This is a genomic window from Zunongwangia sp. L-65 (assembly GCF_056859415.1).
Map to the genome: position 1 here is coordinate 198,436 of NZ_JBSXOK010000076.1, position 19,597 is coordinate 218,032.

Consider the following 19,597-nt stretch of genomic DNA (forward strand, 5'->3'; position numbering starts at 1 on the left):
AGTTGCGGATTGGCAAAAAACTAAGATAGCTAAAATTACCGACTTTATGCTTGCGCGGTTGTGTCCGCAGGACACAAAGCCCCAATTGTTGTTACGGTGTTGGTAGCTTTGCTTTAACTTTTCAACCATTTTTCAGCCAAATAGATAATTATTATTGATACTAATATTATTCCAATTCGAAACCATAAACCGCTTTCAATGAAAGATATAGCCGCATACATTAAAATAATAAAAATTAACGTTAACGCAATTATATATTGTAATGAAAGAACTGTGATTCCAATAAAACGCCTAAAAGGACTATAATTTGAAAAACTTCTGTAAAATTCAATCTCCTCTTGAATTTTTGAAATCTTTAGGTACAGTTCTTCATCAAGTTTTTCTATAGTTTTGAGAAGCAAGTTTTCATCTGTTTCTTCATCAATTGATATTCTAAGAACATCATCATAAATTTCTTTACTTAAATATGCAGCTTTACCGTCTGAGAGTAATATTGTTTGTAGTTGTTCTTTATAGTTAAGATTATCCTCGCCTTTCGGAAAATAGGCAATAAAGTTTAGTCTAGTTTTTATTTCAGTTAATATCTCAATTCTTTTATCGAAATATCTTACAAATGTATTTTTAGATTCCGTCAGTGGTTTTTCGACGAGACCTTTAATAAGCCAAGATATAAAAGCAACAAGTGTTGTCAACAGAAATATTATTATATTAGGGTTTGCATCTTTTAAAATTTGAATTAGATCCATACGAAGTTTTTATTGTTTTGGAACATTGATAATACTTTTCTTGATATTTGTTTCATAAAACTTCCTTCTTTTGATGAATCATTTATTTTATTCTCATTTCTCAATACGGCATAAACCAAATCAGCATTTCCTAAAATAGCATATCTTTCTTTGTTTTCATTAGTTGTCCCAGTTTTAAGAAAAGCATTGTCAACTCTAAGACCTAATTTGCTATAAAAAATTTCATTAAGTATTGAAAGGCATTCTGTTTTATTTTCCGTTAAACTATCTGGATTGAAAAATGTTGAGTATGCTAGTGCTAAATCGTATAAAGATATTCCATTTCTCGTAGCACCTAAAATACTTGAAGGAAAAAAATCAGATTTGGGTTTATCCAAAATATTTGATAAAAATTCTAAGTTGGAATCAATACCAACTTTACCAGTGGCATTTAGAAACGCATTATTATTTGAATATAATAATGCTTCTTTGATTGTAAGTTGTGGTTTGTAATATTTGACCTCTCGAACTTTCCAATCCAAAGTATTTTTGAAAGAATCAAATTTTTCAGTTTTTAAAACTCCATTCTCTCTAAGGTTACAGTAAATAAATGGTTTTAAGGTTGAGCCTACATTTGATTTTGAAATAAAAGGATAATCGGTTCCGTAACTACTAGCAAAACCTATAACTTTTCCTTTTTTGAGAGCGATAATTGAAACGGGATATTTCGATTCTTTTACGAATTCTTGAGCTAATTTTTGAGTTTTAAGATCAATTGTGGATATAATTTTTTTTCTCTTATCATCCACGTATTTCGTTATAAAATTAATTGAATGTTCATTAAAATTAGAAAGTGGAGTTTCTGAAATAGTTAGTTTTGATTTGATATTTTTTTGATAACGACTTTTAGAAATTAGCTTTTTTTCAAACAAAATGCCGTTTATAAGATTATATCTTTTTGAGAAGATTTTTGAATTTTTTGTGTAATAATTTGGACCACGCAAAATTGTCAATAAATAAATTAATTCAGACTGACTTAGTTTATCTACTTCTTTGTTAAAATAATATAAACCTGCTGTTCTTAAACCCCATATATTTTTACCAAAATAGATGTTGTTAAAATATAAATCTAATATTTCATTTTTTGAAAACAATTTTTCAATCTGAAATGCTTTATAAGTTTCTCTAAATTTTCTTTTGAAGTTTTTTTTATTATCACGTATTATATTTCTGGCAAGCTGTTGACTTATAGTACTGCCCCCCTGAACTATTTTTCCTTCTTTTAAATTCTCAAAAATAGCTCTAGATACCCCTCTAATATCAACACCTTTATGGTCATAAAATCTTTTATCCTCTATTTCTACTAAGAAATTTTTTAAACGAGAAGGAATGTATTTAGAGATAGCTTGACAATCATAATTATTGGAAACAACGCCTAATGGTATTTCTTTATTTAAATCTTTACAATATATAACATAACCTTCTAATTCTTTATCCATTGTAATTCAATTGTTTTTGCATTGCCATCAACTTTGTTCTATAAATAAAAAAAGTGCCGATTTATCCGAACATTAATCCGGTTATCGACACTTTTTTCAAATCTTAAATATTTTCTTTTTCACTATTTCTTATCCAGTAATTTCTCTAAATAAGCCACTTTCTCTTTTTCAGCTTGTAACAATCTTTCGTATAGCTCAACTACTTTATCTACAGGATTAAAAGTTGGCTGTAAATTAATAGCATTCAAAGTTGATGTATCATTACTATTAAATGTATTCGAAATTATATTCAAAATATTGTCTTCAGAAAAATTTTCAATAGCCTCTTTACTCACTCCTAACACTTTTGCTACTTTTTCAAGCTTTTCATCTTCAATATGCTCACTTTGTTCTAAGCTGGATACGCTTTTGGCTAATGCCTAATTCTGCGGCAAGGGCTTCCTGCTTCATTCCTCGAAGTTCTCTAATTCGGCTGATCTTTCTACCGATATGACTGGTTTTTGTTGCTGTGCTCATAATCTCAAAGATAAACATTCTTTTTAAAAGTTGCGCTCATCACTCTTTGCAGTAAAAAACAAGATTCTCCTTGTTTTTTACTCGATAATCGAGATTACCTATTCCAAGGGTTATCTAAAAATTAAAAATAATTTTCTAATAAATCGTCTAAAGGTAATTTACTAGTCATTTTAATTCGCTACAGTCGCTTCCTTTTAAAACTTGAATGCTAATCACCCATCACTAAAGTTTCATTTTAAAACCTTTTGATCTATGCTTACCAACTTGCATCCCCCCAAAGTTATAGAATTTACGTTAACCCAAATTACGGAAATCCTCACTAACAACTCTAAAATTTACTGCTATGAAAAATTTACAGTCCTTAGATATTGAAAAGATCGTCTCGCAGTTACCAGTATTGTTGAAAGCTTATTTAGCTATTAATATAAAGATTTTTTTGATTATTATTTTCTATTTAGTTATCAAAATACCCGGTCAAAGAAAAAAGATGGGTTATTAAACATCACGGAAAAAGAAAATTTTACATTTCAACTATTGTCATTAGACTATTATCAAGAGCAGATAAAACTAAACAATTCGTTTTTTCTTTTGCGCTGTACAAGTTGCACTTATTGCTATTTGTAATATTTTACTTAAACAGGCATTTGCGATAGCAAAATCAGGTTTACCATACGATGAAAATTATGCGTCAAGATTAGGATAAAATGCTTGGAAGTTAGCTTAGTTCTTTGTTGGCAAGACTTTTAATAGTTCGGTTTTTTAAATTGGTCTAGATTTATTTTTCCCGAATACTCATTTGAATAATTTCCGCCAATTTCAACTCTAAGAGTTGTTTTAAAATCTCCCTGATAAATAGGTTTTGAACTCAAAACAATTTCATTTGGTGGCAATAGAACTGAACTCAATCCATTACCACAACTAAAAATATATATTTTTTCAATTGGATTCCAATTATTATTTTCATCTTTAGCTTGCAAAATTATTGGAATATAACTTTCATATCCTATAACAATTGTATCAGAAGAAGCGTTTTTTATCAGAATAGGATAACCTTCATAATAATCATCCCATTGATATTTTGATACATCATGTTTTAATTTCTGTGTTGTATCAACAATAATCTCTATATCAATAGTATCGAAAAAGCCTTTTTTATCAGCAACTCTTTCACTTAATACGAAATATGATGTCTCTCTTCTTTTTTTTACATTTTGAGAATACTTATTCCATATTTCCTCGTTTTTAAGTGAGTCCTCCTTAAAATTTCTATCATTTTGTTTATAAGATGTAGGCGGTGTTGGAGGCGGCGGTGGTTTTATTAAATCTTTAATACTATGGTCTACTTCAATCGAGTCCGTTTCGCTACCAATATATAATATAGTGCTACTTGAAACACCAAAATCATTTGTATTATATTGATTTTCATTATTTTGTAGCGTATCAATTATAATTGGAAAATTTTGAACGTTATCTGACAAATTTTTCCCACAACCAATAAAAAATAGAATTGTCGATGATACTATGATAATATATTCTATTTTTTTTTGCATAATTTGATATTAAATGCTTGCCAACTTGTTTTATAAATAAACAAAGTGCCGATTTACCCGATTATCGACACTTTATTCAATTTCTGAGTATTTTCTTCTTCACTATTTTTTATCTAACAGTTTCTCCAAATAAGCCACTTTCTCTTTTTCAGCTTGAAGCAATCTTTCATAAAGTTTTTTATTTTCGTCGTATGCCTCAACTAGTTTGTCTAAAGGATTAAACGTACATTGATGATGAACTGTAGGGCCTGCATTAATAGTAGAACCTTCGTAATTGTTTTGAATATTATTAAATATAGCCTCTTCCGAAAAATTCTCAATAGCTTCTTTGCTCACTCCTAACACCTTAGCTACTTTCTCCAACTTTTCATCCTCAATATGCTCGCTTTGTTCTAAACTGGATACACTTTGTTGACTGATCCCTAATTCTGCGGCAAGGGCTTCTTGCTTCATTCCTCGAAGTTCTCTGATTCGGCTGATTTTTCTACCGATATGACTGGTTTTTGTTACTGTGCTCATAATCTCAAAGATAAACATTCTTTTTAAAAGTTGCACTCCTCACTCTTTGCAGTAAAAAACAAGTTTCTACTTGTTTTTTAATCGATAATCGAGATTACCTATTCCGAGGGTTATCTAAAAATTAAGAATAATTTTCTAATAAATACCACATCGCCTAAAGGCAATTTACTAGTCATTTTGATTCGCTACAGTCGCTTCCTTTTAAAACTTAAATCCTCATCACCCATCACTAAAGTTTCATTTTAAAACCTCTTGATCTATGCTTACCAACTTGCATCCTCCCAAAGTTATCGAATTTGCGTTAATCCAAATTACGGAAATCCTCATTATCACCTCTAAAATTTACTGCTATGAAAAATATTACGGGACTGATATCTTGATAAAAGTTAATCAAGCATATCTAAAATACAATGTTTAGTTTTGTCGAAAATTCATATTAATGAAGAATATTATCTTCATCTATTTCTACCTAGTTACATCTATTATTTATTCTCAAAACGAATTAAATAAGGAAATTCTATATCAAAGATCTTTTACCGAATTGGAATCAGATTTTTGGGATACTTACCCGGATTTCAGGGCAGAAGTGTATGCTGATACTTACTTAAATAAGGCTAAAAATAAAAACGATTCACTATTAATTGCCAAAGGATTTGATTTTAAAGCACGTTTATATGAGCCAGAAATTAATATTGCTTATGCAGATAGTATAATCGCTTATACCAAAAATTTAAAGCATCAAGATTTTCCTGCGGTAGGATACTCGCTCAAAGCTTATTGGAATTATCAAACAGGTCATTATAAAATTGCATTAGATAATTATATTATTGCTTATGATCTTGCCAAAAATCACAATAATGTAACCCAAATTATTGAAAATGGAGAAGGAATTACGGCGTTAAAAAATAGATGGGGACAGCATGAGGAAGCACTAAATTTATATAAATCTCAGCTAAATTTAATTCAGCAGCAAAAGCACTATAAAAAAGAGTTTAAAGAACATTATTTTAACACACTATATAATTTAAACGTTTCTTATAAAAGAAATCAAGATTATGATTCTTCCGCTTATTATATACGCAAGGGTATTGAGGAAAGCTTAAACTTACATGATACTTCGTTCTATTATGATTTTGTGTATTCTTCAGGTATTAATCACTTCTATCTTGAAAAGTATAAAGCTGCCATAGATAGTTTAAATAAATCTGAGCCTTTTCTTGATTCATCTGAGTTGGCCATAAGCTATTATTATAAAGGTTTAATTAGCAAAAAAACAGGGAATGTTGAAAAAGCAACATCTTACTTTCTTCAAATGGATAGTATCTATTCAAGTTCGAGGGATATTTTTCCAGAGATAACAAATGCCTACAATTTTTTAATCGATTACTATAAAGATAGAGAAGCTCTTGAAAAACAAATTGTCTTTATGGATAAGTTAATCCTTGCTGATAGTCTTATAAATTCAAACAACTACTATATGAATATCAAAGTATTACAGGACTATGATATTCCACAACTTAAAAATGAAAAGATTGCATTATCAAATCAGATTAAAAATAAGAATGACTCTATTTATTATCTAATTCTTATCTCTATCATTACGTTAGTCATTACGTTAGCAATAACAGTTTATGTAGCCATTCGCCAATATTTGAGAAAAAGAAAAATCCATAAGAGATTACAAGAATTAATCTACAAAAAACAAAAAGATGCTTCTATTTTAGCTTTAAAGGAAGATCTGAACATTGATAATAAAAACGAACTTAAAGGAATCTCTGAAAATATTATAGTTGATATTTTGAACAAACTGAAGAAGTTTGAAAATAATCTTGGTTTTTTAAATAAAAATCTAAAATTAAATGATCTCGCTGATGAGTTTTCGACCAACTCTCTATACCTTTCTAAGATCGTAAATGCCAAAAAGCAGAAGAATTTTTCCAATTACCTAAAAGATCTAAGAATTGAATATGCAATTGAACTACTGAAAAAGAATATTCATATTAGGAAATACACAATTGCTGCAATAGCTCAGGAAGTAGGTTTTAAAAGTGCAGAATCATTTTCCAAGTCATTTTATAAAAAGACATCCATATACCCTTCCGTCTTCATTCAAAAGCTAGAAGAATCAGGTCGTAATTTATAAAAGCCGAGTGCTAACCTCTTACCTTACCTCTATATAGCTATTTTTTATTCTAGGTTTGCGTTCGTCCATATAATGGAAATTTATAAAAACCTCATTTATTATATCCATGAACGTAAATCTATTTTTTTTGAAAAAAGTGATTCATCCGGTAATTCCGCTGATGTTTTTCTTTACTCTTCAATTTGGTTTTTCCCAAGGTATAGAGACAGCTATTATTTCTGGTATCCATGAAGAGAGCCAGGAAGATTTAATGTTTTTAAAGAACGAATTAAAAGACAAATCTTATGTTCTTTTGGGAGAGCAAACACATATGTATTCAGACATTTTCGCAATGAAAATCAGAGTTATAAAATTCTTGCATGAAGAAATGGGGTATAATACTATAGCTATGGAATCTTCAATGTATGATATTTGGAAAATGAATCAAACAGGATTTGATCCTTCTCAATTTAAAAATGCAATTTGGGGAATTTGGGCGAGGAATGAAGAATTCCAAGTTTTAATAGATTACATTAAAGAAAACGGAATACAGGTTTTCGGCCTGGATCCACAAGTGCTAGATACGGCTAATTTCATTGATGAATTCTTTGAGTTTTGCGAACTTCATGACATCGATTTAAAACTAGACGAAGATGATATGGGAATTGCAATGGATGGTATCTTGGAGAATCTAAAATATGATGCATCAGATATTAGTTTTAGCACTTTTGCTAAAGAATTAAGTTCCCTAATAAAACAAATTAAAATGCTACCAGATAACGATCTTAATCATTATTGGTTGCAATTTTCGAAAGGCTTATTAACTTCTGCAAAGGATGCTCATAAAAATTCTGAACCAATTTTAACAGAAGACTTTATCACTAAAGAGCACAACTTAAGAGATCGTCAGATGGCAGATAATTTTCTGTCCCATATAAAGCGATTTGGTATGGAAAAAGTTATTGTATGGGCTGATAATATTCATATTATGAATAATAATTCAGGTATCAAACGTCCTATTGCAAAGGAGTTCATATCAGCTGGAAATTACATCAAAGAAAAATTAAAGGAGAAGGTTTATAGCTTAGGTACCATTCATGCCAATGATTCTTTATATTATATGGGGCAATGGGAACCTACTCCAATAGAGGAAGATTCATTTGAAGCCATCTTAAGTGAGAAGAATGCTCCCTATCTTTTTGTAAGTTCTAATCAAGAATTAATGAAAAGGCCATTCAAAACCCGTCTATTACATTTTTCCAAGTTTTATGAAGTTAACCTAAGTGAATTACATGATGGATATATATTTTTAAAACACGCTGGATCTAAAGCTAAACAGAACGAATCAATCCCATCCGATACCATAGCGGCCAAACGAAAAAAATTGGAATCTGATAATGTATCTATAGATGGAAGTGAAATAAGCCTAAAGGGGAAGCTTATTGATAGTATTTCAGGCGAACCTTTGGCATTTACCAATATCATTTTAAAAGATCTGGAGATATACCGTATTTCAGATGAAGACGGATCCTTTGAACTTACGGTAAAAAAAAATATATATGAAAACGCTGTAGCCAGTATTTCTTCCATGGGGTATGAAGATACAGAGATTCCTCTTCGTGAACTAAATGGGATAAACTATATCAACAGGAATACTGAGAATTTAGCAGAAGTAATCATTTATGGAAATCTTACTCCATTATCGGTATTGAAGAAAGCGGTAAAGAATAAGAAAAAGAATTTCTCCGAAAATCCCTTTAACTTTAAAAGGTATAGTGATATCAAAATAAACACAAACGATAAGACAGACATTAGTTTAGAACTTATTACGGATAATTATGATTTCGGGTACTTCAAGGATTATATCAGTACAAAAAGAGTAGAGCAAATACATTGGAAAACGAATAATGTACCAGGAACCTATAAATACACCTCTCAATTATTCAAATTTCGAGAAAATGCTATTCGGTATTCCAATATTCTTCATAAAAGGAAATATAAAAAATTTGAATTGGAATTTATTTACTCCACAAATCCTGAACATTCAAATATGTATATAATAGGGTTTAAGACGGAAAGAAATAATTGGAATTATACAAACAGAGGATACCCTACAGAATATTCTGGTCTGGTATATATAAACAAGAATGATTTCGCTATTATTAAAATTATAGAGAATTGGGAAACAATTTTAGATAAGGAAGAAATAGAAAAACATCTAGGTGGTTACGCAGGCTATGATAACGTAAAACAAACCATTCTGAAAGAAGAAAATGTCTGTTATTTTTCCAAATTGGAGGATTTGAAATATTATGCAAGCCATTTCTATTATAAGTCCTATTCGGAGAATTATCTTAAAAACGGTAATATAGATTATAAAACATTTGTTGCTGATTCTTATCTATTTGATTATGAGTTAAACAATCCAGAAGTAATTAAATATGAATATTATGGTCAGGAAAGTAATACGGCGCTAGATAGAATTGATTATAGTCCTGAATTTTGGGATAATTTTGTACCAGAAGCTCTTTAGATGCTATATTTTTAAATTAACCAGTTTAAAGACTAATTCAAGATGTTTGTCTGTAGACACAATCTTGGTTGCGCCGCACGGTCGTAACGAAAAAAAGAGAGGCTTAAGGGATATAGGTAGTATTAAGACTGTTATATTTCAAAAAAATCTCTAATTAGTGTCAAAAAAATAGCTCATTACTTTTTATAATCTCTAATTAGTGTTTTAAGATCATCCTTGATAAATTCCCAATATTTATCCTTTAAACAAATGGGATCAAAATCATCGTCTGCATTCTGGAACATTATGAAATTCTGTAGTATGGTTTCTTTTTCGTGAGTATATGGATAACGTTTTTCATGGAGTTGAAGCATTTGATCTAACGTATAGTCTTCGAAAAGGGCATGTAAATCCCAAAAGTCTTTTTTACGCCCTCCACGTTGTACCACATCTATTTTCATAGCAATGATTTCTTCAATGCTTGCCATTCGTATACCATCTTCAACTAGTGGTGGTGTTATAAATGGATCGGTATAGAACACATCCAATTTTATAGCATTATCCGCATCTCTGCCAATGATATAAGATCTACCCAGTGCAGGTGGAACAGATAAAAAATCTACATAATTGAAGTTCTGTTGTAAATAATCTGTGATGGCATCAAAATCAATAGTACCGTATTCGGCATCACTGAATAAATCAATATCTACAGATATCCGATGACCTATTTGTAAACTAAGCGCTGTACCACCAACCAGACGAAAATCTTTAAAAATTTCCGCTTCCATGAGTTGTAATAAACTCTGATGAAGTATTTCGTTGACGGTATGGTAATATAGCATGGCTATAGTGATGTAGATATCTTGTAAGGATCTGGGCTGGTTTGCCCTAATACTTCCTGTACTTTCTTTTTCCCATAAAAACGAATGAGTTCATTTTTTTCCTTTTCGTTACCACGCTCAAAAATTCGTTTTATGATCGCCTTGTATTGTTGTTTCCAGTTCAATTTATTAAAGTCGGTATCCCAAAACAGGGATTTTCGAAATAGGGAAAGCTGAGGCGTTTGCTGTATCCTTTTCTCTTTTTCCTGGCGAATATTATAGTACGTCTGCAATAAAGACAATACCCCTTCTTCTAAATTCAAGCTTTCCTCGATCTTAAGGGCTAAAGCTGTGGTTAAATTACGCTTTCCTTTGGTGATCGCATTTAATGTTTGCGGATGCTCTCCAATACTCAACGCAAAAGGACGTTGCTTTAACGATCTACGTTTTAGTTCCCGATCTAAAACAAGACCAGGATGAATACCTTTATAATTGAGTAAATTGGACATAACACAAATGTAAACAAATTTGTTTATATCATTTACTTTTTTATCCAGAGCCTTTGCCTTTTTAATTCTATTGAAGCGGTACCAAAGATCAAATGAAATGAGCTATAGATATATTTATTTACTTCTAGAGCCGTCACATTAGCTTTTTGAAATCAAAAAGCTAAGGCTCAAAAATTCAAAGTAAGCTTATAGCATTGAAATGTAGATCGATCAATTTTACCGAAATGGTACTCAAGCGAACGTAAGGCAAAAGCAAATTTTCCACTCTAATCCACTAGTATTTTTATTTGCTTTTGGCATATGTTCAAGACCATTTTTTCGAAGCGTTTTGAGTTGAACGTGGTGAGAAATTGAAGGCAATTGAACTTTCTGGATATTTTTAAAATAACTATATGTCAAATCAAGAAAGAATTTTCAAGAAGGTATAACAAGGCTGTTCATTATCATTTTATTGCATCCGGCATATAGAAGGCAAGACACTAACCAACTATTAAAAATAAGATTCTGAATGTTGTTGAAGTGAAAAAATTGAAAGTTTAATATATTAAATACCTAAAAAATTATTCAACACTTTTGGGTATTTACTGAATATCAGAGCTTAATCTTAATAGTATATTTGAGGCCGGAAGAACATTATGAATAAAAAGTTTCAGGACTTGTTCTTTTAGGTAGTCTTGGGAGAAGATTTCATGGATATTAGAGTAAATACCTCAATCAATTTCGATGTTAAAAATTACCATCAGCTTAATGTAAAAACTGATGGTAAATTTTATTAATTTTAAGTATAGAAATTGAATCCTTACTATTAGATATTCTCTGTTTCTTGAGTATAAGAAAAATCTATATCAGATTTAAAAGTCTTCACGATAAATACAGGAGAATCTCCATTTTTAGGTACGACCTTAAAAGAAATTCTAACTCCAACAATTTCTAAATCGTCAGGTACACTTGCAATTTCGCCCGAATTAACTAAGGTTGAATTTGAACCAGTATACAAATGTTGTCCAGTTAATGCTTCAAAATCTCCAATTTGCTCTTCTTTACCACTAACTCTAATATTTGTGCCTTCAATTTCAGGATAAATTGAAACAATTTCTGTATTAAAATCTTCAATATCAGCAATAGCTAAGAGATCAGGATTCCATATTACATTAATTGAATTTTCGTCTATTGAATAATTATTTGTATGAATTTCTTCAATATTGCCGAAGCCAATTCCTCCTCCTATTCCGCCATCAAAACCTCCTGGTCCTCCCGGTCCTCCTGGATTATTACTATGAATTAAAGTCCGAAATCTCTTAACATGATCAATTTCTGGTCTATTTTGAAGATAAAATACACCAGGGGCTTCATCATAAGCTACTCCAGAACTTGAAGCACCATATCCAGGGAATGGAATATTAGGTCCACCAGCGCCATGACTACTTTCTATAGTTCCACTCATCGCTATATCTGTTTTAATGTCTAATTTTACATATTCAGTAGTCGTTTCGGTTTGTCCGCCAAAAATTCCACTTAATAAATTTGTTGCAGCTCCTTGTACCCCACCTTTTATTGCTCCTAAAATACCATCTTTAACTGCTCCACCTAGATCTTTCCATATATTGGAGCCTTTATCTTGATTTTCATCTCCAGAAAAATTTGAACTCATATTACTTGAATCTCCAGATGATACATTTCCATTAGAGCTAAAATCTTTATTATCAGATTTTATTGTTCCATTGATCTCTCCCTTAGAAGAACCATTCAAATCAACTGAAGAAATATTTACAGATCCTAGTTTCCATTGTTGAGATAATTCAGAAAAACTCAGCAAATCTATATTTTCATCATACGCTAATTCGTATTCAAACGCATACCAAGTTGCTCTAGAAAATTGAAATGGTTGTACCATAGAAGCGGAAGAAGAGTATGAATTAACATCAATTACGGTTTGATCTGCAAAATTCAATATTGGGGAATTGAAACTTTGAGAACCAAGAAGGTTTATTGTTGAAGTTACATAACTCGAAGAAATCTCAGAAGTAGGATCTGTGTAAAAATAAGTTCTAATTACACCTCTATATTTGTTATATAATGTAAAGAAAAGATGATCTGCTGTAGAGTTTTCATCAAATGTGCTATAAATCAGTTCCCAACCATCCTCACTGGAGTAATCATGTAGGATATTATTGTTTATACCTACCGATGATGCTGCCTGCCACGGCAAACGTATATCTCCGTCAGGGGAAGGGACTTCATCTACATTCTCCCAATCTAAGGCATAACTTTCTATAGGAACAGTAGCCTTTAAATACGTAAGTTCATTTTCCAAAGTTGACTTGGAATTTGAGTTCGTTAATGGTTCTTTTGAGCACGAGCTCAAAAGAACCATTAACACGGTTACCCCTGTTAAAAGTAATTTTTTGCTAATCATAATATGAAATATTTAGGTTAAGAATACTATAAAATTACGGTTACATACTATTATATTAAAAATATAATTGTTAAAATTAATAATTATTCATAAATACTCAATTAAGTCTAGATATTATATATGATATATTATTCTATGCAAGGAATATTTATAAACTATAAAACAATAATCACCTTCAAACAAAAAAAATGAATCCAATTGAAAAGTTAGTAGAAGAAATTGAATGTCAAAATTTATGGGAAAAAGAATTGAATTTGACCAGAAAGGAATATTTAAAAGTTCGAGGTAGTATAGATACTAATCTTTATTTTATAGTTAAAGGAAGTTTACGAATTTTTATTATTGATGAATTTGAAGAACATACGATAAGATTTGGATATAGAAATAATATAATTGCAGCTCTTGACTCGTATATAAAAAATGAGCCTTCAGATTTGTATATCCAAGCAATTAAAAAGACTGAATTAAAAGTTATTTCCAAAAACAGTTTTAATAATTTCATATGGAGTTCAAAAAAATATATAAAAATATGGCTGGAAATAGTCAATGAACTTGTTTACAAACACATGGAACGAGAACGTGATATTTTAACCACATCGCCAGTAGAAAGATATAAACGTGTTTTAGGCAGAAGTCCGCAATTATTTCAAGAAATACCAAATAAATATATTGCTTCATATTTAAGAATGAAACCTGAAACGCTTTCGAGAATTAAAAAATCTTGATTCCAATCAATTTTAGATCATCTTGTTATTTCCAAATTTGTAGAAAATTCAGATATGAAAATAAAAACAGAATCTTTAATATTGGATTTAATTGAGCGAACACGACAGAATATCAATCAAGTTGAACAATTGAGCCAGTTAACTGAAAAAGAACTCAACAAAAAGAAAAACCAAGTGACTTGGAGCATTCTTGAATGCATTGAGCACCTTAATCTATATGGCGAATTTTATATTCCCGAAATAGAGCAGAAAATCGAACAAAGCAAGACAGACCCAGATCAACTCTTCAAATCCGGAGTCTTAGGTAATTATTTTGCTAAAAGTATGTTACCTTCAAAGAAAATGAGAAAAATAAAAACATTCAAGGATAAAAATCCAAATGGTCGTAAGTTGAATAAGAGAACTTTAAAAAGATTTTTAGAACAACAAAAGCAAATTCTGGAACTTTTAAACAAATCAAGAAAAATCAATTTAAACAAAACCAAAACAGCGATCAGCATCTCAAAACTGCTAAAATTAAAGTTAGGAAATACATTTAGAGTTTTAATTTACCATAATCAAAGACATATTGAACAAGCGAAAACACAATTGAATAAAGGAACAATTCATAAAGTTTATAAGAATAGCCGATTGGTTTCTAACTGATAAATTCGGATATTTCATAAACGCCTATTTTTTTTGGCTTAGTTTTTTAAAAAGGTAAGATTAAAAACTCCATATACTACGCCCACACCTTAAGATAATTGACCCCATTCTTAAATATTTTAAATGAAAATACGCAATTATATTATCATTTCGATCGTAATCATTAGCTTATCGTTTTGCAAGAATACTACTAAAGAAAGCAGAACTGATAAAAGCAATAAAAATATTTCATCTGATTTACTGATTGACCATTTTAATATTTGGGTTGAAGATCCTAAAATGGTCAAAGAACAACTAGAAGATATTGGGTTCACTTCTGTTCCAGATTCCCTTTCTGAAGTTCACGAAGGACAAGGAACAGCAGGAAGATATTTCAATTTTTTAAATACTTACCTCGAACTAATTTTTGTATATAATCAAAACGAATTAGAAAAAAATGTAAGGAAAAACAAAGATTTAGATTTTACAGAAAGAGCAAACTTTAAAAAAAATGGTGCTTTACCTTTTAGTATTGCTCTGAGATTAAAAGATTATGATATAGATAAAATTCCATTCGAAAGTGTGAAATATCATCAAGATTGGATGGGCAAGAATGCAAGCATATACTCAGCTAAAAATTCAAAAAAGTTTCTTCAAGAACCTTCGATTTTCATAGTTTATCCAGAAATTGAATCGGACACGTTCGAAACTATATCTGAACTTAACAATATTCCAGATGAGTATGCATTTGCAAGAGAATTTTATAAGCATCCAAATGGAGCAAAAAAAATCACAAATATTGTAATAACATCAACTGATTTAAATTTAGAAACAGAAACGATTAAAACGGTTAACAAAATTCCAAACCTGACTGTAAAAAATGGAACAGAGTATTTAATGGAACTATATTTTGATAAAAATATTCAGAAAAGAACATTTGATTTGAGACCTGAATTACCATTAATTATATATTTGTAACGACCAATAAATTTTGTCAGATAAGAGCTATGTGCTGGAAAGCTTTGTTTATCCTAAATAATAGGAATATTTCATGCTGATTTTTTATAAATTCAGCGATATCTCCAATAACCAACCCCACCAAGTAACAATAATCCAAGGACAATATATTTGACGTAGTCAGGAGTAATGGCAGCAGAACCCGATTAAGCATAGCTGTGAAGACCAACTAAATAAAAATTCACACCAAAATAGGTCATCATCACGCTTCCATATGCTACTATACTCATAAAGTTGAAAGCAAATTTTCCTATAAGGCCAGGTACTAAGGTAATTCTTTAGATAGGTTTCTTTTGTCGTATAGTTTTTTAGAGTCCCGTACTTTAAAATACCTTTCATCTTTGTGGAGTGGTAGTCCAGTAATTGCGTTAAGGTGTAGTGCTTTTTATCAATGCCCAGATAACGTGACTTTACTGCACTGGCAGTGATCACCTGATCTTCCTTTTGCAGGCTGTCATAAGCTTTATATAAAAGTGCCTTAGTATCGTCTATCTTTTTATTAAGTTGCTGGCTTTCCATACTGCTGCCATTTAGCTTGCAGGCTGACTGGTTCCAACGGCTCACTTCCAAGCTACGTTTTAGGCTCATTTCAATATAAATGCCGTTAACTGATATTCGGGCATAAAGGAGGGCATCTTCCGGCTTGTTTTTTTTCTTGCGGATGAAAAAAGAAATCATAAATGTTTGAGTGGTACGCATCGTTTTGTTTTTTAAATGAAACAATAATTAAGGGTTGAAAGCCAAAACGATCAATATGTACTAAGGGTCATGGGGTTAATCAAGATACAAAAAATAAGCTCACGATTAACTCACGAAAAAGACCAAAACTCACGAATAACTCACATTATAGCTGGTGAAGTTTGATAGAATTTAATGCATTAAAAAAGGGTAACTACATAAAAACCATATAATTACCCTTAATTAACCAAAATTTGGTAGTTTAAAAAGTCGGGGTGGCAGGATTACCTTAGCGGTGATCCTGAAAATAGGATTGTTACTCAACACTATCCAATCCAGGCTACGCCTGGTGCCTTTTTTTCTTTTGATAGCTCCCAAATCCTTCGATTTGTCGCTATAAAACAAAAAAATCCAACCACTTTCGTGATTGGATTGTCTTGGTCGGGGTGGCAGGATTCGAACCTGCGACCTCCTGCTCCCAAAGCAGGCGCGATGACCGGGCTACGCTACACCCCGTTACACAATCATTATTTGCGATTGCGGGTGCAAATATAATAATTCTTTTTCCACTACAATGGAAAGTTCAGATTTTTTATATATTAGTTCGATAAATAGTTTTTAATCCATTAAATTACAACCAATCTCATAACACCTAACTATGAAAAAACTTTTCACTACTCTGGGAATGGCGCTGCTGCTGATTTCCTGTGGCCAAAACGATAAAAAAACGGGTACTGCAGATGCTCAGGATACCGATGAATCTCCAGAGCTTTCCAAACAGGAGGTACCAGAACCTATCCCGGCCGAAACCAATGATACTTATACCACTGAAGTAGTCGTAGAAGGAATTCCTATCCCCTGGGGTATCGATTTCTTACCAGATCAAAGCATGCTGATTACCGATAAATCTGGCGAAATTTACCATTTTAAAGACGGCAAAAAACAAAAACTTTCTAATGTTCCTGAAGTCTATGTGCGTGGACAGGGCGGACTATTAGATATTGCCGTTCATCCAGATTATGCTAACAATGGATGGATTTATTTTACCTATGCCTCCTCTGAAGGCGAAGGCGAAGGGGGAAATACCGCAATAGCCAGAGCAAAAATCAATGGTAGCCAACTTACCAACATAGAAGTACTCTATAAAGCCGGGCCAAACACCACTAAAGGACAACATTTTGGATCCAGGATAGCTTTCGATAAAGAGGGATACCTTTACTTCTCAGCCGGAGAACGTGGTGCTCGTGATGAAAATCCACAGGATATCACAAGAGATAATGGTAAAGTTTATCGCTTAAATGATGACGGAAGTATTCCGCAGGACAATCCCTTTGTAGGAAAGGAAAATGCCAAAGAAGCTATTTATTCTTATGGACATCGCAATCCACAGGGAATGATCTTAAATCCTGAAACCGGTGAAATTTGGGTTCATGAACATGGCCCACAAGGCGGAGATGAAATAAATGTAGTAAAAGCCGGAGCAAATTATGGATGGCCGGTAGTAACCTATGGTGAAAATTATGACGGAACTCCTATTACCGAAGAGCGTAGCAGGCCAGAATTCGAAGATCCTATCTTTTACTGGTTACCTTCAATCGCTCCAAGCGGATTTGCTTATGTTACTTCCGAAAAATATCCCGACCTAAAAGGAAACTTATTAGCAGGCTCCCTTAAATTTCAGTATCTGGAACTTTTGATTTTAGACGGAAAGAAAATTACTAAACGAGAGAAATTGGTTGAAAAAGTAGGAAGATTACGAGAAGTTGTTGAAGGACCCGATGGAAATATCTATCTTGGCGTAGAAGGAAAAGGCGTATTGAAATTAGTAAAAAAAACAGCATAAATTAGAATTAAACACAAACGATCAAAAATGAAAAAGTTATTAAGTATTGCCGTGATTCTGGGAGCGATGGCCTGTAAGTCAGACAAAAAACAGGAAACTACTGAAGAGGAAGAAACCTATACCATCCCGGCAGATAACGGTTCAGCTCAAAAAACACCTTTAGACGAAAGTATCGCCAGAGGAAAAAAAATATACTCCCAACTTTGCGTGACCTGTCACCTACCCACAGGACAAGGAATCCCGGGAACTTACCCTCCATTAGACGGGTCTAACTGGTTAAAAGAAAAACGCACAGAAAGTATTCGTGGTGTAAAATATGGTATGCAGGGGCCTATTACCGTAAACGGTAAAGAATACGATAACGTCATGACTCCTATGGGCTTAAGCGATCAGGAAGTTGCAGATGCACTTAATTATGTAATGAACTCCTGGAGCAATAAAATTGATGATATGGTAACCGAAGAAGAAGTTGCCGCAGTAGAAAAACCTGAATAACATTTATTTTTTGGGGCAAATAATTAAATTTGCCCCAAATTTTTTTAGATGCTTATAATTGGAATTGCCGGAGGTACCGGTAGTGGTAAGACTACCGTTGTAAATCAGATAATCGACGAATTAAAAAATGAAGAAGTAGATGTGATATCTCAGGATTCCTATTATATGGATACCAGTCATCTTAGCTTCGAAGAACGTAAAAAAATAAATTTTGACCATCCAAAATCTATAGATTTCGAGCTATTGGTCGCTCACCTAAAAGACTTAAAAGCCGGTAAAAATGTGATGCAGCCGGTATATTCTTTTAAAGAACATAACAGGACGGGAGAATTTATCGAAGTTCACCCCCGTAAAGTAGTGATCGTAGAAGGGATTCTTATTCTTGCCCATGCCGATATTCGTGATATGTTCGATATCAAGATCTATGTGCATGCCGATAGCGATGAGCGTTTAATACGTCGTCTTAAAAGAGATATCGCAGATCGCGGCCGTGATTTAGAAGAAGTACTTTGGCGTTACCAAACTACGCTAAAACCTATGCATAACCAGTTTATAGAACCTACCAAAGAATTTGCAGATATTATTATCCCTACCAATCGCTATAATACGGTAGCTGTTGATATCGTTCAGACAATTATCAAAGATCGCTTGTTCTAATTTTGTATATTTAAACCAATGAAATTAAAAGAACTTCGCAGTAAAACATGGTTTAAAATCCTTAGCAATAAATATGTATTGCTGGGCCTTATATTTGCAATCTGGATGTTCTTTTTAGATAGTAATTCCTGGTTTATACATCATGAACTTAACCAGGAAATTAACGAGCTTAAAGAAAACAAGGAATATTACCAAAAGGAGATTTCTAGGGATAAAGCCATTATCGGCACCTTGGGTGACTCTATAGAATTAGAAAAATTCGCGCGCCAAAAATATTATATGAAACGCCCTAACGAAGAAATCTATATTATCGAATACGATACGGTAGATTAAGATTGGGCATTTTCCACTTGTTTTCCTAAAACCACA

Annotated in this window: 16 protein-coding genes, 1 tRNA gene and 4 pseudogenes; 10 read left to right on the forward strand and 11 right to left on the reverse strand. The window is 31.9% G+C overall.

Features of this window, described 5'->3' with window-relative positions; genetic code table 11:
• Positions 1-113: 113 nt before the first annotated feature.
• The 3 genes and pseudogenes from AC13DP_RS18155 to AC13DP_RS18165 all read right to left on the reverse strand — a co-directional run bounded on the left by AC13DP_RS18155 (position 114) and on the right by AC13DP_RS18165 (position 2,740).
• On the reverse strand, positions 114-746 hold the full coding sequence (locus AC13DP_RS18155) for a hypothetical protein (RefSeq protein WP_347406378.1): 633 nt from the start codon (positions 744-746) through the stop codon (positions 114-116).
• Entirely contained in the window at positions 737-2,224 is a 1,488-nt protein-coding gene (locus AC13DP_RS18160) for a transglycosylase domain-containing protein (protein WP_347406377.1), read from the reverse strand. The genes AC13DP_RS18155 and AC13DP_RS18160 overlap by 10 nt, the downstream gene beginning before the upstream one ends.
• A gap of 122 nt (positions 2,225-2,346) precedes the next feature.
• Positions 2,347-2,740: pseudogene (locus AC13DP_RS18165) on the reverse strand (helix-turn-helix domain-containing protein).
• Between the two features lie 598 nt (positions 2,741-3,338).
• Between AC13DP_RS18165 and AC13DP_RS18170 the strand changes: the two are divergent.
• Positions 3,339-3,443, forward strand: a pseudogene (locus tag AC13DP_RS18170) (IS110 family transposase); the annotation flags it as partial.
• A gap of 40 nt (positions 3,444-3,483) precedes the next feature.
• Here AC13DP_RS18170 and AC13DP_RS18175 read toward each other — a convergent pair.
• Positions 3,484-4,290, reverse strand: a complete 807-nt coding sequence (locus AC13DP_RS18175; RefSeq protein ID WP_347406376.1) for a hypothetical protein — start codon at positions 4,288-4,290, stop codon at positions 3,484-3,486.
• A gap of 102 nt (positions 4,291-4,392) precedes the next feature.
• Entirely contained in the window at positions 4,393-4,809 is a 417-nt protein-coding gene (locus AC13DP_RS18180) for a helix-turn-helix domain-containing protein (RefSeq protein WP_347406375.1), read from the reverse strand.
• 439 nt (positions 4,810-5,248) lie between these two features.
• On the opposite strand from AC13DP_RS18180, the gene AC13DP_RS18185 reads away from it, so the two are divergent.
• Both AC13DP_RS18185 and AC13DP_RS18190 read left to right on the forward strand, forming a co-directional pair.
• Positions 5,249-6,952 carry a helix-turn-helix domain-containing protein gene (locus tag AC13DP_RS18185; protein ID WP_483068244.1) on the forward strand — a complete coding sequence of 568 codons (1,704 nt, stop codon included), beginning with the start codon at positions 5,249-5,251 and terminating at the stop codon, positions 6,950-6,952.
• A gap of 136 nt (positions 6,953-7,088) precedes the next feature.
• Positions 7,089-9,464: an erythromycin esterase family protein gene (locus AC13DP_RS18190; RefSeq protein WP_347406981.1), complete on the forward strand. Its 2,376-nt coding sequence runs from the start codon at positions 7,089-7,091 to the stop codon at positions 9,462-9,464.
• A 176-nt stretch (positions 9,465-9,640) separates the two neighbouring features.
• On the opposite strand, the gene AC13DP_RS18195 is transcribed toward AC13DP_RS18190, so the two are convergent.
• The 3 genes from AC13DP_RS18195 to AC13DP_RS18205 form a co-directional block, all read right to left on the reverse strand.
• Positions 9,641-10,231: a nucleotidyl transferase AbiEii/AbiGii toxin family protein gene (locus tag AC13DP_RS18195; RefSeq protein ID WP_347406980.1), complete on the reverse strand. Its 591-nt coding sequence runs from the start codon at positions 10,229-10,231 to the stop codon at positions 9,641-9,643.
• A 56-nt stretch (positions 10,232-10,287) separates the two neighbouring features.
• The gene (locus AC13DP_RS18200) at positions 10,288-10,773 is read right to left on the reverse strand and encodes a helix-turn-helix transcriptional regulator (RefSeq protein WP_347406979.1); all 486 of its coding nucleotides are present in this window, start codon (positions 10,771-10,773) and stop codon (positions 10,288-10,290) included.
• A gap of 805 nt (positions 10,774-11,578) precedes the next feature.
• Entirely contained in the window at positions 11,579-13,189 is a 1,611-nt protein-coding gene (locus AC13DP_RS18205) for a hypothetical protein (RefSeq protein WP_347406978.1), read from the reverse strand.
• Positions 13,190-13,377: 188 nt separating this feature from the next.
• On the opposite strand from AC13DP_RS18205, the gene AC13DP_RS18210 reads away from it, so the two are divergent.
• From AC13DP_RS18210 to AC13DP_RS18220, 3 genes are all read left to right on the forward strand, one after another.
• Positions 13,378-13,914 (forward strand): Crp/Fnr family transcriptional regulator, encoded by a 537-nt coding sequence (locus AC13DP_RS18210; protein WP_347406977.1) that lies wholly within the window; start codon positions 13,378-13,380, stop codon positions 13,912-13,914.
• Between the two features lie 54 nt (positions 13,915-13,968).
• Positions 13,969-14,559: a DinB family protein gene (locus tag AC13DP_RS18215; RefSeq protein ID WP_347406976.1), complete on the forward strand. Its 591-nt coding sequence runs from the start codon at positions 13,969-13,971 to the stop codon at positions 14,557-14,559.
• Between the two features lie 123 nt (positions 14,560-14,682).
• Positions 14,683-15,516 carry a VOC family protein gene (locus AC13DP_RS18220; protein ID WP_347406975.1) on the forward strand — a complete coding sequence of 278 codons (834 nt, stop codon included), beginning with the start codon at positions 14,683-14,685 and terminating at the stop codon, positions 15,514-15,516.
• Between the two features lie 92 nt (positions 15,517-15,608).
• Here the strand turns inward: AC13DP_RS18220 and AC13DP_RS18225 are convergent.
• The 3 genes and pseudogenes from AC13DP_RS18225 to AC13DP_RS18235 all read right to left on the reverse strand — a co-directional run.
• Positions 15,609-15,824, reverse strand: a pseudogene (locus tag AC13DP_RS18225) (hypothetical protein); the annotation flags it as partial.
• 154 nt (positions 15,825-15,978) lie between these two features.
• Positions 15,979-16,254, reverse strand: a pseudogene (locus AC13DP_RS18230) (Arm DNA-binding domain-containing protein); the annotation flags it as partial.
• Between the two features lie 417 nt (positions 16,255-16,671).
• Positions 16,672-16,749, reverse strand: a tRNA-Pro gene (locus AC13DP_RS18235).
• Positions 16,750-16,891: 142 nt separating this feature from the next.
• Here AC13DP_RS18235 and AC13DP_RS18240 point away from each other — a divergent pair.
• From AC13DP_RS18240 to AC13DP_RS18255, 4 genes are read left to right on the forward strand one after another with little or no spacing between them, the layout of a single operon-like run.
• A complete protein-coding gene (locus tag AC13DP_RS18240; RefSeq protein WP_347406973.1) occupies positions 16,892-18,076 on the forward strand; it encodes a PQQ-dependent sugar dehydrogenase in 1,185 nt (394 codons plus the stop codon).
• A 27-nt stretch (positions 18,077-18,103) separates the two neighbouring features.
• Positions 18,104-18,571, forward strand: a complete 468-nt coding sequence (locus AC13DP_RS18245) for a c-type cytochrome (protein WP_013070961.1) — start codon at positions 18,104-18,106, stop codon at positions 18,569-18,571.
• Between the two features lie 48 nt (positions 18,572-18,619).
• On the forward strand, positions 18,620-19,228 hold the full coding sequence (gene udk, locus AC13DP_RS18250; protein ID WP_013070960.1) for a uridine kinase: 609 nt from the start codon (positions 18,620-18,622) through the stop codon (positions 19,226-19,228).
• A gap of 18 nt (positions 19,229-19,246) precedes the next feature.
• Positions 19,247-19,561 carry an FtsB family cell division protein gene (locus tag AC13DP_RS18255; RefSeq protein WP_013070959.1) on the forward strand — a complete coding sequence of 105 codons (315 nt, stop codon included), beginning with the start codon at positions 19,247-19,249 and terminating at the stop codon, positions 19,559-19,561.
• Positions 19,562-19,597: the final 36 nt, after the last annotated feature.